Source organism: Crenothrix polyspora, from assembly GCF_900163755.1.
Lineage (GTDB): Bacteria > Pseudomonadota > Gammaproteobacteria > Methylococcales > Methylomonadaceae > Crenothrix > Crenothrix polyspora.
This window is the reverse complement of record NZ_FUKI01000130.1, coordinates 1-17,378: the sequence shown is the minus strand read 5'-3', so window position 1 is coordinate 17,378 and position 17,378 is coordinate 1. Positions and strand designations below refer to the sequence as shown.

General features: G+C 42.3%; 14 protein-coding genes. 11 read left to right on the top strand and 3 right to left on the bottom strand.

Annotated features, from left to right (window positions below):
* Positions 1-390: 390 nt before the first annotated feature.
* Complete coding sequence (locus CRENPOLYSF2_RS12340) at positions 391-1,767, bottom strand: hypothetical protein (protein WP_087144252.1); 1,377 nt, start codon at positions 1,765-1,767, stop codon at positions 391-393.
* Between the two features lie 1,146 nt (positions 1,768-2,913).
* Positions 2,914-3,342, bottom strand: coding sequence for a DUF29 domain-containing protein (locus CRENPOLYSF2_RS12335; protein WP_087144251.1), 429 nt, complete (start codon positions 3,340-3,342; stop codon positions 2,914-2,916).
* A 500-nt stretch (positions 3,343-3,842) separates the two neighbouring features.
* Between CRENPOLYSF2_RS12335 and CRENPOLYSF2_RS12330 the strand changes: the two genes are divergently transcribed.
* Both CRENPOLYSF2_RS12330 and CRENPOLYSF2_RS12325 read left to right on the top strand, forming a co-directional pair.
* Positions 3,843-4,106 (top strand): BrnT family toxin, encoded by a 264-nt coding sequence (locus tag CRENPOLYSF2_RS12330; protein WP_087144250.1) that lies wholly within the window; start codon positions 3,843-3,845, stop codon positions 4,104-4,106.
* A 106-nt stretch (positions 4,107-4,212) separates the two neighbouring features.
* Complete coding sequence (locus CRENPOLYSF2_RS12325; protein ID WP_087144249.1) at positions 4,213-4,476, top strand: hypothetical protein; 264 nt, start codon at positions 4,213-4,215, stop codon at positions 4,474-4,476.
* Between the two features lie 331 nt (positions 4,477-4,807).
* Here CRENPOLYSF2_RS12325 and CRENPOLYSF2_RS12320 read toward each other — a convergent pair whose 3' ends face one another.
* Positions 4,808-6,067 (bottom strand): cyclic di-GMP phosphodiesterase, encoded by a 1,260-nt coding sequence (locus CRENPOLYSF2_RS12320; protein ID WP_087144248.1) that lies wholly within the window; start codon positions 6,065-6,067, stop codon positions 4,808-4,810.
* Positions 6,068-6,398: 331 nt separating this feature from the next.
* On the opposite strand from CRENPOLYSF2_RS12320, the gene cysM reads away from it, so the two are divergent.
* From cysM to CRENPOLYSF2_RS12275, 9 genes are all read left to right on the top strand, one after another.
* Positions 6,399-7,289 (top strand): cysteine synthase CysM, encoded by an 891-nt coding sequence (gene cysM / locus CRENPOLYSF2_RS12315; protein ID WP_176371116.1) that lies wholly within the window; start codon positions 6,399-6,401, stop codon positions 7,287-7,289.
* Positions 7,290-7,321: 32 nt separating this feature from the next.
* The gene (locus CRENPOLYSF2_RS12310; protein WP_087144247.1) at positions 7,322-9,829 is read left to right on the top strand and encodes a hypothetical protein; all 2,508 of its coding nucleotides are present in this window, start codon (positions 7,322-7,324) and stop codon (positions 9,827-9,829) included.
* A 227-nt stretch (positions 9,830-10,056) separates the two neighbouring features.
* Entirely contained in the window at positions 10,057-10,644 is a 588-nt protein-coding gene (locus CRENPOLYSF2_RS12305) for a YdbL family probable chaperone protein (protein WP_087144246.1), read from the top strand.
* A gap of 2 nt (positions 10,645-10,646) precedes the next feature.
* Positions 10,647-11,987 carry a 23S rRNA (uracil(1939)-C(5))-methyltransferase RlmD gene (gene rlmD / locus CRENPOLYSF2_RS12300; protein ID WP_087144245.1) on the top strand — a complete coding sequence of 447 codons (1,341 nt, stop codon included), beginning with the start codon at positions 10,647-10,649 and terminating at the stop codon, positions 11,985-11,987.
* 246 nt (positions 11,988-12,233) lie between these two features.
* Positions 12,234-12,308: a pyrroloquinoline quinone precursor peptide PqqA gene (gene pqqA, locus CRENPOLYSF2_RS12295; RefSeq protein ID WP_006892363.1), complete on the top strand. Its 75-nt coding sequence runs from the start codon at positions 12,234-12,236 to the stop codon at positions 12,306-12,308.
* 107 nt (positions 12,309-12,415) lie between these two features.
* Positions 12,416-13,327 carry a pyrroloquinoline quinone biosynthesis protein PqqB gene (pqqB, locus tag CRENPOLYSF2_RS12290; RefSeq protein ID WP_087144244.1) on the top strand — a complete coding sequence of 304 codons (912 nt, stop codon included), beginning with the start codon at positions 12,416-12,418 and terminating at the stop codon, positions 13,325-13,327.
* A gap of 11 nt (positions 13,328-13,338) precedes the next feature.
* On the top strand, positions 13,339-14,070 hold the full coding sequence (pqqC, locus tag CRENPOLYSF2_RS12285) for a pyrroloquinoline-quinone synthase PqqC (RefSeq protein WP_087144243.1): 732 nt from the start codon (positions 13,339-13,341) through the stop codon (positions 14,068-14,070).
* 73 nt (positions 14,071-14,143) lie between these two features.
* On the top strand, positions 14,144-14,596 hold the full coding sequence (locus tag CRENPOLYSF2_RS12280) for a hypothetical protein (RefSeq protein WP_087144242.1): 453 nt from the start codon (positions 14,144-14,146) through the stop codon (positions 14,594-14,596).
* Positions 14,593-17,229: a P-loop ATPase, Sll1717 family gene (locus tag CRENPOLYSF2_RS12275; RefSeq protein WP_087144241.1), complete on the top strand. Its 2,637-nt coding sequence runs from the start codon at positions 14,593-14,595 to the stop codon at positions 17,227-17,229. Before CRENPOLYSF2_RS12280 ends, CRENPOLYSF2_RS12275 begins: the two co-directional genes overlap by 4 nt.
* Positions 17,230-17,378: the final 149 nt, after the last annotated feature.

Genomic DNA, 17,378 nt, shown 5'->3' with positions numbered 1-17,378 from the left:
TGGTGGCGTTTAAGTTGTTCAAGTTATTTCATGCACGTTCCTTAACGTGGGACAAAAAAACAATAACATTCAAGTAGGTTGGGCTGCCTGCTGTTTGGCAACCCAACATTTTACAAGGCCTTGGGAATGTTGGGTTGAGAAAAGCGTTCAACCCAACCTACATTTTGTCCCGTTTTAAGTTGGTATCCGACACGCTCACCACGAATGGCTTAACCTGAAACTGTCCTGTCTTATGTGGGTAGCCTAAAAAGCTAATCTGCCGCAATAAAAAAAGGAGTAGAAACTGTCGTCTCTACCCCTTTTAATCCATCCGTTGCAGATGGGCTTGCTTTGTTACCCAGGTATCTAAGTTAACTGCCTTTAGACATCAAGCGCATGCTGTGGATGCGATTAATATTTAAATGAGTTGACTTGTAATTTTGAATTGTAATAACCACTTGCCGATGCTGCTGTTACGTCAACGCCTGTTAAGGAAGAGCTGGTTTGCCACGCGCCACCTACATCAGTAACCTGAATACCAACCAGGCCGCTTTCTACAACGTCAGCTTCAATTGCGCCCGGTGTTGGACGTAAGTCGGTTTTGTTTACAAAAGCCGCTGCTTGATCTACGTTACACAGTCTGCTTCTAGCGCCTGCTTGGATACGGAAGCTGGCTTGGTCGGCCTTAAGAGCGCCGTAAGTAAAGGCATGGAATTTGTCGCCCAAATCGGCTTCAGCCCACGCACCCATACATTCATAACCTGCACTGCGTTTGTTGCCAGCGCTATCAACCACGGTATATTTCAGCAAGCTGATATTGGCAGCGCCATTTTCTTCCAGGTTTTGGTTACAGCTAGACAAGCTGACTTGAGTGACGTTAGGCACGCCAGGGCCAAATGATGCAAACGGGTGAGCAGATGGAATGTAGCTACCGGTTAACGCCATTGGGCAGATGTCATACTCTTTGCCATCTAATTTTAGCTCGCCAGGTGCGCCAGCCGCTGCTAAGCGTTGAAAAGACCATGCGTTGTATTCATGGGCTTGTCCTAGAGTTGCCGCTGTAGGTAAGCCAGTGCCTGGGCCAGGTACGCTTAATGGATCGTTAAAGGTAAAGACAGTGGCTTTACCGGTTAAGAAATTGAATTTGGCTTCTTTACCGTTTTGTTTGGCAAAACATTTTAAATCACCCACATTGGATTGTGACCCATCAGGGAAGAAATTAAATTGTGGTACGTTTTCAATAGTGCTTAATTTATTACCTAAAGCAATGTAAGCGCCATTAGCAAGGCCGGATAAATCGCCTGCCCAAAAAGAATGGGTTCTGCCTTTTTTTAAGACTAGCTCAAAGCCTTGTGCGTGTTGCTCTCTGAGTGCTGCGCGTGCTGCCATACGCTCTGCAGGAGTGGAGTTTAAGCTGCTAGCTGGAGTAACTACCCCTGTAGCAGGATCAATTGTTGTTGGGTTGGTACCGGTGTTAAGTACTGTGTTAGTGCCGGTGTTGCCGCCTTTGCCAGTATATATTTGGCTGGTGGTGTTCCAGTAACATTGAACCGCTACATCATTTGGGCCGTCGTTAGTTAAATGTACCAAGGTATCGGTAGTAGTAGCCAATACACCAGTGCCGGTTGCAACAGAAGGTGCAAAGTTTTGTGTTTCAGCTTCAATACGTGGAAATACTAACAAACTGCCTAATTGCCCTGGGTTGCCGAAGGTGGATGCCGCCATAGCAGACGTACCAACAACAGCAGAAGCGACAGCGATGGCAGTCACTAAAAGTTTCTTTTTCATAAAGGTTCTCCAAGTTAAAAAAATGTGGGGGTTAGCCCGATTTACGTTAATGCTTTATTTTACGTTACACGATGCGTTAACTGCTTTGCTTGGTAAAAGCCAATGCCGCGTGTTCGTTAAATGTGTTACTTAAGGTGAGGCACCGTGTGAGGCTGAATCCAACGAAGCTCGTAATAACTAAAGCAATCCCTGTGCCAACAAATTTTACATTATTACAATCAATAACTTGTAATTATTTGTGACAGGCTTGGTGGTGTTTTGTTGTGGTGTGTTGTAAAGTAAGCAGACGATTATTGGCGGGGGGGCTTTGTTAATTAAGTCAGCTGTACTGCAAACTAAACGTTTTATGAATTTATAAATAGCGGTTGTAAAGCATCTGTGGCGTAACATCTTGTTATTATGGGCTGATGGCGTGCCCTGTGTGTATGTGATTTTTACACTATCTCTGAATTTTTGCCGTGGCATCTGTAAATAAAATTGACGGATATAAAGTGCTTTGTTGGGGCTTATAGGTGTTTGTAGGCTAAAATAATGTGTGTAAAGACGAGCTTAGCCGCGTAATATCGTGTGTAAATTGGGGCTATCAACTTACAATAAAAAAGCCGTTCGTGGTGAGCTTGTCGAACCATGAACCACAAGTCCTTCGGCAAAGCCTTTAATTCTGGCTACCTACTTAAGGCGGGATACGGTGCAAGGCTTAACCGTTCGCCCTGAGCCTGTCGAAGGGTGGGCGGTTAAGCCGATCATGGTTCGACAAGCTCACCACGAACGGCTTAACCTGAAACTGTGCCGCCTTAGTGGGTAGCCGAATGATCAAACCATGAACCACAAACCCTTCGGCAAAGCCTTTAATTCTGGCTACCTACTTAAGGCGGGATACGGTGCAAGGCTTAACCGTTCGCCCTGAGCCTGTCGAAGGCTGGGCGGTTAAGCCGATCATGGTTCGACAAGCTCACCACGAACGGCTTAACCTGAAACTGTGCCGCCTTAGTGGGTAGCCGAATGATCAAACCATAACACCCTGAGTCTGTCGAAGGGTGGACGGTTAAGCCGATCATGGTTCGACAAGCTCACCACGAACGGCTTAACCTGAAACTGTGCCGCCTTAATTGGGTAGCTTGAATTTAAGCCCGACAGACTCCTGGGCTAGGTTTCGCTTGGCCTAACACTTAAAACGTGTTCCAACGTCCATTCGCACATTATCGGGAAATTTTTTTCTTCTATTCCGGTTTCTTTAACTGCTTGGATAACAGCGAATGGATAGATATCTAAAAAACAAACGTCTAATTCACGCTTTAAACTTGGGTTGTCACGAAGAATTTTACTGATTCTTAAGCGCTGTTCTTTGATGGTTAATTCCCAGCTTGTACTGCGCCTCACGGGTTGATATTGCCATTTGAGCAGATGTGTAATCAATACAATCAGGCGGCTTTCTAACGCCCTTTTTTCACTTCTACCCATGCTTTCTACTTCCTCGATCAGGTTTTCAATATCTATCTCTTGCCAATCTCTAGCTTTCAAAAGCTCTGCCTGTTCTACCGTCCAACCGTAGTAGTCTGTTTGGTAATCAATCATATTTTCACCATTAAATTTTATTTTTTATAAATTTCCCGTACTTTTAATTACACCCGTGTCATGGCGTTGGTGCATAAATCATGGTTGTAACAACATGAAATAAAAAACATTTTAAATTTTAGAATATTCATTTGGGCTACCAATCTAAAACGGGACAGCTTTAAAAAAGCCGTTCGTGGTGAGCTTGTCGAACCATGAACCACAAGTCCTTCGACAAGCTCAGGACGAACGGATGTCCCGTCTTAAATTGGTAGCCTTCATTTCTGCTGATTTTTGCAAAAAACGGCGTATTTTCGTAAAAATTTAACTATAACAGTGTGATTTTTAAAAGTATTGTTTATGCACCAACGCCCCAGGCAAGTCTTCGTAGGCTTGCCCTTGCCGTCAGCTAGTGAGTACAATAACCACAACAGGGTAGCCGCTATTTCGGTTTTCTTACAAGAGACTTTTGTAATCGTGTTTATAATGTTGCTAAACGAAACACCAGCAATCATTACAAAATGAAATTTTCTTGGGACGAAAACAAGAACACAATTAACAAGGACAAGTACAGTATTAGTTTTGAAACGGCTAAGCTGGTTTTTGAAGATCCGTTGCACATTAGCATCCAGGATCGCCATGAAAACGGTGAGGAACGTTGGCAAACATTAGGTGTAATAAATGGCGTAACAGTGCTTCTGGTTGCTCATGGTGTTTATAAAGACAACAATATCGAAATAATTAGACTCATTTCAGCACGAAAGGCTACTAAGGAACGTGCATGAAATAACTTGAACAACTTAAACGCCACCACCGTTCGTGCTGAGCCTGTCGAAGCATGAACTTGCTCAAGTTATTTCGTGCGCGTTCCTAAGCACGAGAGATACTGTTATGAAAAAGCGCACTAAAGAACAGACAAAAGAAATAAATCAATTGGCACTTTTATCAGATGAAGCCATTGATACTAGCGACATTCCAGAACAAATTAATTGGGAAAATGCAGTTGTTGGACGTTTCTATTCGAAACATAACCCAAAAACGAGCGTAAATATAGATAGCGAAATTTTAGCTTGGTTTAAAGCTCAAAGCAGCCATGACTACCACTATATGATTAACAAAGCGCTGTTTGATTATATGAAACAACATAATCAGTAGTTTTCTTGGCGTTGGCATTTGGTTTGGCTTTTTTGTTTACGGGTAGTTTAGTCGCTAAATTAATACCAAACAAAAATGTTACGACAAACACCAGCGGGTGTGATTAAAAGTGCGGGGATTCATAGGGCGCATTAACGGTAGCGTAATGCGCCCTATGTTTTAGATATTGCATAACGGCGGAATACGCTACCACTATTCCGCCCTATAACGCTAAATGATAAGGGTAAATTGGGGAATATTGCTAGCATATGATATTTTACAAATTCCCCGTACTTTTAATCACATCCAACACCAACCCCATAAAATCGTACAAATTTATCGGATCATTCTATTATTCCTGTGTACTGAGTGCAATACGTAAATACTTGTCAATCGTCTCGTTGCTGATGCCATAATCACTGCTATTAACAATTTTTTTAATTTTATACGTTTTACCGAAAGCATCCAAATCCAGCTTTAATAAATCAACTGTTCTGGGCGTTTGCGGTTTTTTATCTTCATTAAGACACAAAAGTACCTTGGGTTTAAGTTGATGGCTTGCATCAACTTCAATCACAATACCCACTTCACCATTGCTCATTTCTACAATGCTTCCCGCAGGATATAAGCCCAAAGCCTCAATAAACTTAATTAAATAACCGGCATCAAGATGGCTGCCGCGCATTTTAAGCATGTCATCAATCGCATCGCGGTGCGTGCGGCCTTTTTGATACACACGATCACTGGTCATGGCATCGTACATATCAACAATAGTCACCATACGGGTTTCTGGAGATAAGTGTTCGCCTTTTAAACCACGCGGATAGCCACCGCCATCTATACGTTCATGGTGACTGTAGGCAACGTCAATGGCACCGCCGTACATATCTTTGCTTTTTATTAACAAATTGCGTCCAAATTCGGGGTGTTTTTTCATCCAGGCTAATTCCAGCTCATCTAATCTGCCGGGTTTATTGAGTACCTCTAAGGGCACGAGCATTTTTCCCATGTCGTGCATCATGCCGCATAAGCCGAGCTGGTTGAGTTCTTCTATGGATAAATTAACTTGTCGGCCTAATAAAATAGCCAGCAAACACACGTTCATACTGTGCTGCGCGGTGTAGATGTCTCTGTTTTTAAGTTGCGTCATCCACAGTATGGCATCCGGTGATTTAAGTACGCATTCAACGCATTCTGCCACCGCTTTTTTAGCAATCTCGACATTAATACCACGGCCTAAGGCAACACCGTCCATAAAACCTTTCACTAAAGAACTGGTTTTTTGGTACGTATCTTTGGCGCGGTCTATTTCTTTGTTAAAGCTAGAGCGTTTTTTATAGCTTTCACGCTCAGATTTTGATTCTTGAATATCGGAAAAATCGGAGTGGCGAAATTTATTTTGTTTTTCAGTATCAATAAAAACGTACGAACATTCGTTTTTAATTGCGATTATGTCTTCTTGGTTCATAAGTTCAAAGCCTTGGAATAAAAACGTACTTTCCAGCCAAGGTTTATCCAGTTTAGAAACATACATGCCGATTTGTAGATCTTTGACATCAATTTGTGTCAAGACATTGGAGGAAGCAAGAAATATATGGGTATTAGTATTCATAGCAAAACGGGAGGGTGAGGGTATTTATACGTTAAAGGCCATTGCATATAAACAGCGTGTAGTAGTTAATCTACATGGGACGTGTAAAGAAATCATGGCTTGATTTTAAAGCAATAAAAACTTTACTCATTATTAAGCGTAGTAGTTTTTTAAAATTATGCTAGCAGATGTCTATAATTTTTACAGGGTGCTGCATTGAAATTTTTTTACAGGTAAAAACTAATTGATTTTTTTGAATAAATACGCTGCGTAGCGAAAGTGCTTAAATCCGCGCAGGATGCTGTTGGGTTTTGTGGGATAATTTGGCATCACTCATTTTGGTACACGAATAATGATTTTTCCTACTATTGAAGCCTTTGTCGGCAATACACCGTTAGTCCGTTTACAACGTTTGCCAGATGCGTCTAGCAATATTATTTTGGCCAAGTTAGAAGGCAATAATCCCGCCGGATCGGTAAAAGATCGCCCCGCGCTCAGTATGATTAAACATGCCGAAGCGCGTGGTGAAATTAAACCTGGCGACCGATTAATCGAGGCAACCAGTGGCAATACCGGTATTGCCTTAGCAATGGCAGCGGCCATTAAAGGTTACAAGATGACCTTGATCATGCCGGACAACATGAGTGAAGAGCGCCGCGCATCCATTAAAGCCTATGGTGCGGAAATTATCCTGACACCGGCAGTCGGTAGCATGGAAGCGGCGATAGATTTGGCACGGGCGATGGAACGCGCCGGTGAAGGCCGTATTCTCGACCAGTTTTCTAACCCCGATAACCCGCGTGCGCATTATGAAGGCACCGGCCCTGAAATTTGGCGCGATACCCACGGTAAAATCACGCACTTTGTCAGTTCTATGGGCACGACCGGCACGATTATGGGTACATCACAATATCTTAAAGAACAAAATTCAGCGATTCAGATTGTTGGTGTGCAACCGGAAGGCGATTCGAAAATCCCTGGCATACGGCGCTGGCCAAAAGACTATTTACCGAAAATTTACCAAGCAGATCGAGTGGACAGGATTATCGATGTTGATCAATTAGCCGCAGAAAATACCACACGGGCATTGGCGGCAAGAGAAGGTATTTTTGCGGGTGTGTCATCAGGTGGCGCTATTTATGCCGCGTTGCAATTGTCCAAACAGGTTGAGAACGCGGTGATTGTGGTGATTGTCTGTGATCGGGGTGATCGTTATTTATCTACCGGCGTGTTTGCTTCGTAAGGTGGACAAAACATTTAATTGCCATCAAGCAGATGCAATGGATTAAAGGCTTTGCACTAGCGATTTTGTTATTAGCCATGCCGTTGGCCAGTGCTTTTAATCACGCTACGCTAAAAATAGACAGCTATACCAGCGAAGATTGGCAATTAGCAGGCATTAGCATAGGTATTAATAACGTTAATCAAGCTAGCCAACAACTGGCGCTGTCTATCGCCACATTAAAATTACCCAAACCTTTTGATGATATTCGCCTCGTTAACATTGTGTGCGCGGTGTTCGCGTGGAAAGCAGATGAAATCGTGTGTCGGCAAGGTCATGCCCAGCTTCAGTCCAAATATTGGCAATCGCCCAGCACCGATTTTGCTTTTAGTCTTAACAAACACAACAGCTCGCTGAGCTTATCTAAGCTAAAAATAGCGGATGGTACTTTGCAAGTACATGCTATTGCACACGACAATAATTGGCAAATAACGGTTGATGGCAAAAATGTTGACACCACGCAATTGCAACGTTATTTACCGGCGTTACCAATAGTCATCGATAAGGGCAGAGCCACTATTAAACTGAGTGCCACAGGCGTAGCGGCAGACATTAAACAGTTAAAATTCGATACAGCGCTTATTAAGACCAGCATTAAAAGTAACGATGGTCAGTTCAGCACGGACACACTGGACGGTGTTAATCAATTAACCGCACACAATAACCACGGCATGTGGCACTGGCAAAACCATGTAGAAATTAACAAAGGCGCTTTATACGCTGATCCAGTACATTTTAAAGTAGCGGCTAAGCCCATCATGGCCGATGCTAACGGGCTGTGGAATAGCGCTACTAAACACGTTACCGTACAGTCTTTCGCGGTAAAAAATATCAACGTGGCTAATAGTGCGGTGTTTGTACAAGCCACCTTGCACGATAAACACTGGCAAGTGGCGATGGATGCCAAAAATATTGACGGCACGCAGTTGAAACAGTATTTCCCCAAGCTACCGTTGCAATTTAAAACGGGTACGGCGAACCTAAACGTGCTGGCTTCGGGCGTGGCTTCTGATGTGCAGCAACTTAAGCTGAATGCCAAGCTGCTTGAAGCTACTGTGCAAAATGCCGGCGGCCAGTTTGCCACCGAAAAATTGACTTTAACCAGCCAATTAACTGGGCAAAATAATCACGGTATCTGGCAGTGGCAAAATAATAGCCAGCTATTGCGCGGAGCTTTGTATGTTGATCCGGTGTATGTGGAAGTCGCCAGTAAGCCTATTCGTATTGATAGCACTGGCGTATGGAATGCCAAGACCAAAACCGTGAGCTTTAAAAACGTGCATTACCAGCACCCTGAAACCGGTGTGCTAAGCGGTGCGGGCGTGGTCAGTTACAGTAAGCAAATACAGCTGAACACCGCTAATTTTGACGTAACTGGCGTGGGATTACAAAACCTGTTTACCACTTATATCACACCATTTTTTGATCCGCTTACCAGCGAAGGCGTTAATTTGGAAGGCACTGCACAGGGTCAGTTTGTGTTTGCTAAAAATGTCTTAACCGATGCCAAGGTGAATTTTGCTAAGTTGACGTTAAAAGATAACCGAAATCGATTGCGGGTAAAAAATGGCGCTGGCGTGGTTAACTGGTCCAGCAATCCGTTTGCTACTCAGGTATCCACGTTCTCATGGCGGCAATTATTTATAGGTAAATTACCGATTGGTGCGGCAAGCGTTGCCTTAAATCTGTGGGGCAGCAACTTTCGCTTGTTACAACCCGCGCAACTGCCATTCTTGGGTGGTATTATTGCTGTCAATCAATTGAGCTGGTATAAAAAACCGGCGCAAGAGCCGGATATTTCGCTGTCAGGCAGGATCGATGACGTGTCGCTGGAAAAATTATCCCGTGTTATGCAATGGACACCGTTGGCTGGCAAAATCAGCGGCCATATTCCTGGCGTGAGTTATCATAACAATACCTTGCGCTTAGGTGGACAATTAAGCATTAATGCCTTTGATGGCAATATCACGCTGACCAATCTGGCTTCCGAGGGCTTGTTTTCGGATTACCCACTGATCCACAGCGATTTTGTGCTGGATAATCTTGATCTTGACCAGATTACCCGCAAATTTTCCTTCGGTAGTATCACCGGCAAAGTATCTGGTTATGTTAAAGAATTAACGTTGGAGAATTGGCATCCCACGCATTTTTTCGCTTGGTTAGGCACGCCGGATAACGATAAATCCAGCCATAGAATTAGCCAAAAAGCCGTACAAAATATCGCCAGCATTGGTGGAGGCGGTGCAACTGATATACTGTCCCGCAGTTTCCTCACCCTGTTTGATACCTTTGGCTACGATAAAATAGGTGTAGGGTGTTATTTAAATAAGGGGGTCTGTCAGATGATGGGTGTAGAAACCACGCCGCAAGGTTATTATCTGATTAGAGGTGGCGGTCTGCCGAGGATAGACGTGATGGGCTATAATCCGCAGGTTGACTGGGAAGTTTTGGTGGATCGGTTGGGGCGTATTTCTAGCACTGAGGAAGTTATTGTTAAATAATGTTAGAGATTGTCCACGAAGGGCACGTAAAAAATTCAGTCCCCCTCTTTGAAAAAGAGGGGTTAGGGGAGATTTTTTAAATAAATCCCCCTTTTTTCAAAGAGGAAAAGTGAACACTTACGAAAATTTGTGTAATCCGTGTTTTATTTAGGGGGTTACAAATAGTGATTTTTTTCGTGTTTTTCGTGTTTTTCGTGGACAAAAAAATCTAAATATTGGAGCGTATCATGAGAAAAATATCTGTTTTAACGGCATTATTGTTGACAGCTTGTGTCACCATTAATATTTATTTCCCTGCCGCCGCTGCTGAAAAAGTCGCTGATGAAATCATCAAAGACATACAAAGCGCACCATCGAAAAAAGTCGAACCTAAACCTAAAGCCGAATTATCCGACTGGCAAATCAGCCTGTATAAAATGATCGATAGTGCCATTAGTGTGGCTATTTCATCCGCGCAGGCCGGTGAAGCCGATTTATCGATTAACAGTCCGGATATTAGTCGTTTACGCGCTACGATGGAAAATCGTTTTGCTACCTTGCAGGTGTTTTATGGTAATGGCTCGGTAGGTATAAAATCCGATGGGTTGCTGACGGTGCGCGATGCAGCCAATATTGCCCTAAAAGATAAAAACCAAATCAATAAATTAATCGCTTCGGAAAACGCTGATCGCATGGCTTTGTATAAAGCCATCGCTAATGCCAATGGCCACCCTGAATGGGCGGCGCAAATTAAATCAACCTTTGCTGGTCAGTGGATCAGCAACGCACAATCCGGCTGGTGGGTTCAAGCAGGCGGCAACTGGAAACAAAAATAAACATGTCAAGATCAAAAAGAAAACCTTTACCGACTACGCCGATTGCAGTCACCATACAATCTTTAACGCATGATGGTCGTGGTGTGGCGCATGTCGATGGCAAAGCCACGTTTATTGATGAGGCTTTGCCCGGCGAAGAGGTGGAATTTATCTACACTGAAATTCGCAAAGACTACGCTGAAGGTAAAGTGGTGAAGGTTTTAACCGCATCGCCGCTCAGAACCGAAGCGCCTTGCCCGCATTACGGCGTGTGTGGCGGCTGTAGTTTTCAGCATGTGGAATCGTCTGCACAAATTACGGTTAAACAAGATTTGCTGATGGAACAGTTTAAACGTATTGGCAAGGTGGAAATTCCCCAACTGTGGGAGCCGTTAATCGGCCCGCATTGGGGTTATCGCAGCAAGGCGCGGATGGGCGTTAAGTATGTCGCTAAAAAAGAGCGCGTGTTGGTGGGTTTCAGGGAACGGCGTAATCCGTTTTTAGCGGATATCGGCAATTGTATGGTGATGAATCCAAAGGTCGGTTTGAAGATGATTGCCCTAGGTGAAATGATCAGCGAGTTGAGCATTCGGGATAAAATTCCTCAAATAGAGGTGGCGATTGGTGATACGGACTGTGTGCTGGCGGTGCGGGTATTGGAGCCGCCTACTGAGGCTGATAAAGTCATTATGTCCACTTTTGCCAGACAACATGAGCTTGCGCTGTGTTTGCAATCCAAAGGCCCCGATACTATCGAGCCACTGAATAGCGAAGACAGTGTGATGCTGATTTATACCTTGCCAGATCATGATATAGAGTTCAAGTTCCGTCCTGCCATGTTCACGCAGGTGAATTACGAGATTAACCGGCAGATGATTAACCGCGTATTGGACACGCTGGATTTAACCGAAAACGACACGGTGCTGGATTTGTTTTGTGGTTTGGGTAATTTTACCTTGCCGATGGCTAAATATGCAGGAAAAGTCGTGGGTGTTGAAGGCGATCAACCGTTAGTCAATCATGCCAAAGAAAATGCTCGGCACAATAATCTGAGTAATGTGGAATTTTATGCCGCTGATTTAAGTAAGGATATTAGCGCCCAACCGTGGGCGCAGCAAAAATACAATAAGATCATGCTCGATCCCTCGCGTGCCGGTGCATCGGACGTATTGCCGTATTTTAAAAAATGGCAGCCTGAGTTGATTGTTTATGTGTCGTGTAATCCGTCTACTTTGGCGCGTGATGCGGGGATTTTGGTTAACGAGATGGGTTACAAATTAGTGAAAGCAGGGGTGATGGATATGTTTCCGCAGACAGCGCATGTGGAGTCTATGGCGGTGTTTAGGAAATGCACAATAAAATAGCGCCTTATCGTCAAGTGGGGAAAGGGTTTTCCAAAGGTGATGATTAACGCACTTTTAGGTAACGCCTCGAAGCATTCTTGTTATATTGACGATACGTTGATTGCTTTAAGGAGAAAATATTATGACTTTGATTAGTTAAACACACTCTTGCAAAAGTTGCGTGAATAAACAGTTCATCGTATACTTCGAAGTGGCTTTACTTGATCAAGCTAGAACACATTCTGGAAACTTAAAGAGGTTATTATTATGAAATGGGAAACTCCAAGCTACACTGATCTGCGTTTCGGTTTTGAAGTAACAATGTACATCTATAACCGTTAATTCCTTTTCGGTTTTGCAATAAAAAGGGGTTCCCAACAGAACCCCTTTTTTTTGACCTTAATGCGCTCACGCATCACTCAAAATTCCCTTTTTTAGGATAACTCAGCATGAAAATTAGAGTTCTCGGTTCCGGTGCAGGTGGCGGATTTCCGCAGTGGAACTGCAACTGCAACAATTGCCGCCGTTTACGTACTGGTGACATGAGCGCCAAAGCCCGCAGCCAGTCGTCTATTGCCGTTAGCACCGACAACAATAATTGGCTGTTGATTAATGCTTCGCCCGATATTCGTGCTCAACTGGAAGCTTTCCCCGCCATACAGCCGAAACACGGCTTGCGCGATACCGGTATTAAAGCGGTGTTATTAATGGATAGCCAGATTGATCACACTACAGGTCTGCTCATGTTGCGCGAAGGCAAGCCGCTGGATATTTATTGTTCAGAAATGGTAAAGCAAGATTTAACCAGCGGCTTTCCTGTCTTCAATATGCTGTCGCATTATTGCACCGTCAATCATCACGCCATTCCTATTGATGGCAGTAGCTTTACCATACCCGCTATTGCTGATTTGCGCTTTTACACGAGAGCCCTAAAAAGCAAAGCTCCACCTTACTCACCGCACCGCCACGATCCCCATGATGGCGATAATGTCGGCGTTATTATTGAACAAATTTCCACCGGTAAAAAAGTGTTTTATTCACCAGGTCTTGGTGAAATTGAACCGCATGTCATGAATGCCATGCAGACAGTTGATTGCCTGTTGGTTGATGGCACATTCTGGACGAATGACGAAATGGTGGACATGGGCATTAGCCAAAAAAGAGCCCGTGACATTGGCCATTTACCGCAATCCGGTGAAGGCGGCATGATTGAAGTTCTTAATGGCGTAGCTAAAGCTCGCAAGATATTGATTCACATCAATAACACCAATCCGATTCTGGATGATGATTCCGAGCAGCGCAAACTACTTAATGCAGCGGGTATTGAAGTTGCTTACGACGGCTTGGAAATTGATTTATAACGGGATAACACATGAGCACTGAAAACGATAAGGCCTGGAACAAACAAGAATTTGAAGCTGCACTGCGCGGCATGGAAAATTACTACCACATTCATCACCCTTACCACACCTTAATGAATGAAGGGAAACTCACCAAAAAACAAATACAGGGCTGGGTGGCTAATCGTTTTTATTATCAGGTCTGCATTCCCATCAAAGATGCTAATATTCTAGCCAACTGCCCTGATCGTGAAACCCGTGCCAAATGGGTGCAACGCATTATGGATCATGATGGACATCCTGGCGATCCCGGTGGCATTGAAGCGTGGATACAATTAGGTATGGCGGTTGGTTTAACACGCGAGGAGATAATTTCTGAACAGCATGTGTTACCGGGCGTACGTTTTGCTGTCGATGCTTATGTTAACTTCGCAAGACGATCAGAATGGCACGAAGCGGCCAGCTCTTCCCTCACTGAACTGTTCGCGCCCAAAATTCATCAGCAACGATTAAATAACTGGCCAGAGCATTACCCTTGGGTAGAACCAGAAGGTTATAACTATTTCCGCAAACGTTTGACCGAAGCACGGCGCGATGTTGAGCACGGCTTGGCCATTACGCTGGACTGGTATAAAACCCGCGAACAACAAGACCGCATGATCCAAACTTTGAAATTTAAGCTGGATGTGTTGTGGACAATGGCAGATGCCATGTATATGGCTTATATCAACGATATGCCGCCGTATTTTAATGTTGAAAAGTAATTGTTATTTTCAATACCAGAAGCTGATTACAAATTAAACACTTACAATTACATGGAATCAAGAACCAAATAATATGGAAGATTACTCGGGTGCTTACTCAGCGAGAAAAAATGATGTTTTTGAGCTATCTAGGTTACAGACAGATCACACTATAGCCATTTTTCATCTTGGAGGAATTGCAGTAGAGTGTCGATTGAAATCGTTATTGTTTTTCTATCATGGAATAAGTGAATGGAAACATAAAAGTTTACGTAAAAAAGATTCAATGTTTGATCAAGTCATTATTAATCCAAAACATGATTTAACAAAAGCTATTGAACGGATGCCCGATTTATACAGCAAAGCAATTACAGATGCACAATTTATAAAACATCTTAAAAATGTTATTTTCCCGCTCGGTTCAGTCAACCCAGACTACATTAATCTTCGCTATATTCCACATACAATACAATCGAAAGAACATTGGCAACAAAGCTTTGATTATGTTTGTGGCTGGCTTGAAAAAAACGAGAAAACCATACGATGAAATCTGCAATACAATTACGTAGAGCGCTCAATCAAAAATTTCCAAAACAATTTGAGTTTGATGTGGGTGCAGAAAACTTAGTTTTGCTAACTGTGATTTCAACACAATTTCAAGAAAAAAGTAGAATTGAACGTCTAGAGCAAATCGAACCATTGATTAAAGATGCTGGGTTAGTTCCTGGGATTATCAAACTATACACACCTGAAGAAGCTGTTAACGACGGCATAATCATTCAACAAACATCAGAGAATATCCTCCCTGTCTCATGGCAAGACGCAATTGTAATGTTATCTTCTGGCAAAACAGTGCCTACCAAAAAACTAAAACACTCAATTAAGCGAGTCGTATTTTATTCTTATAAAGGCGGAGTTGGCCGTACCACCGCTTTAATACAAACGGCTTTTCAGCTTACGCGTGCGGGTAAACGCGTAGCATTAATTGATATGGATGTCGAAGCGCCAGGCTTGCAGACATTATTACCCCCGCCCGATGCATTACTTGAAGAAGGTTTGGTTGATTATTTATGGGAACGCCAAACTTGTTTTTTTGATGATAATCATCCAGCAAAAATTCATCTGAGTGGCACAGATCAAGGCAGGCGTACCGGCATTGTTTATAGTATTACCGATCCACAATCGCGTCGTGATTTATATATTATTCCTGCTGGAAAAATAGGACAACGCTATGTTCAGCGTTTATCAGCTTTATCGACAGCCCATCTATTCACCTCGACAACAGATCCTTGGTATCAATTTGAACAAGAACTTTGGGAACAATTTGAACCCGATGTTATGTTAATTGATGCAAGAACGGGATTAAATGAGTGGGGTGGTTTATCATTATTGCACCTTGCTGATGAAATATTTATTGCTTTATATCCTAGCAAGCAAAATGCTGAAGGAATATGCTTTATTCGTGATCTATTAAAGGAATTAGGCAGCGTTCAGGCTAAGTTAATTTTATCACCTATTCCTGAAGGGGTTATTGGGGATTCTTTAGTAAAAAGAATTAAACCTTATTTAGATTTGCATGAAGGTGAAGAGCCAATTTCGATTCCATATCATCCTAATGTTGCGGGTAGTTATCAATTTCCTGTAGAAACAGCCCTATCTTATTACGCACCTTTAGCAAATAATTTACTTGAAATTAGCGGCGTTGAAGAAACAGCGGCAATATTAGCAGAATCTAATCGCTTAGAATTTATTGAATCACTATCTTTTCCAGAACGAAATGCAGAGCGCATATTACATACCGAATTTGATACTATTTTTCAAAAAACTGCGGATTTTGACCAATGCTTAGAAGATTCTGTTTGGGTCATTAGGGGGCGAAAAGGCACTGGAAAATCAACTCTTTATACATTATTTACTCAGCATAGAGAAAATGCAGAAAAACGCTCTCGCGGACGCTTAAATAATATTAAAATTCTATCTGGGCATGGAAATACTAATGAATTTAGACCAACGTCTAACATTTTTGAAATTATTCAAAAAGAATTAGTTAAAAATGAAACAGATTGGCTATCGTTATGGCGAGCTTATGCAATTGTTCAAATTTACAGAAACTTCCCTGAATTCGCAGAAATTATTAAAAAACACAAGTCATTAGCATCTCGTTTAGAGTATAACTTTAATATACGAGAAAATAAAAACTGGGAATCAAAACACACGAATAAATTATTGGAGTTTGCATCGGACACAAAGCTAAGTGGGCTTTGTTATGACGTAGTAACAGAATTAAATTCTTTTCTTAAAGAAAAAAATGTCAAGATTTGGATACTATACGACGATTTAGATCAAGATATAAATGAAAATGCATCGTGGCAACAAGAGGCACTAGGCGGCTTAATGCGCTTAGCTTATGACTCCAACAATCAAAAACTTTATCAAATTCGCTTTAAAATATTTTTGCGTGAAGATATTTGGAGTAATTTAGTTTTCACTAATAAAAGCCATTTTGGTGATGAACGCACTTTACTGCTAAAGTGGGATAAAAAAGACTTCTTTCGTTTGGCTTATCGTCTTACAGTTGGCGGTTCAGAAAAATTTAAAACATTCACTAACCGCATTTTACCCTTAACTGATAATCAACTAGATGAAAGTGATGAAGAAACTTTACGTAAAGCGTTATCGCCACTGTGGGGTTTACGTCAACAAAAAAGTAAAAATGCTTATGTTGCTCAATGGGTTTATAGTCGTTTAACTGATTCTAGTGAAAATACCTATCCCCGCTCCTTAACTATCTTATTGAATGAAGCAAAAAAGTTAGAAATAGAACAAAATCCTAAAACTGCACCGAATGATCATTTGTTACGCTGGACATCATTAACAGAAGGGCTAAAGCAAGCTTCCGTAGAACGATGTAATGCGATTAAAAATGAATATCCAGAATTTTCTGAGTTTTTTAACGAAATAAGCACATTAAGCTCGTTATTTAAAAAAGAAGACTTAGAAAGCCTTTGGAATAAAACCGTAAAAAACTCATCTCAACAATCATTGGATGATTTTATTAAACGTTTAGAACAAATCGGCTTATTATCTAGAAAAAAATACAATGCTCGATATGATTATGCCATTGCAAACCTTTACATTGATGGTTTTGGCATTACTAGACAACAAGGGCAACGAAAATAAATCTGTCTCTGTAAGAGTAGATGTATAGCCTATAACCCAATACTGCTACCGATAAAATAACATTATTAAAATTAAGCACCTAGGTACACGCATTTCTTGGGGTTGTCATCAAAGGGTAGGATTTTGGTCGACGCTTAACCACCCGTGGT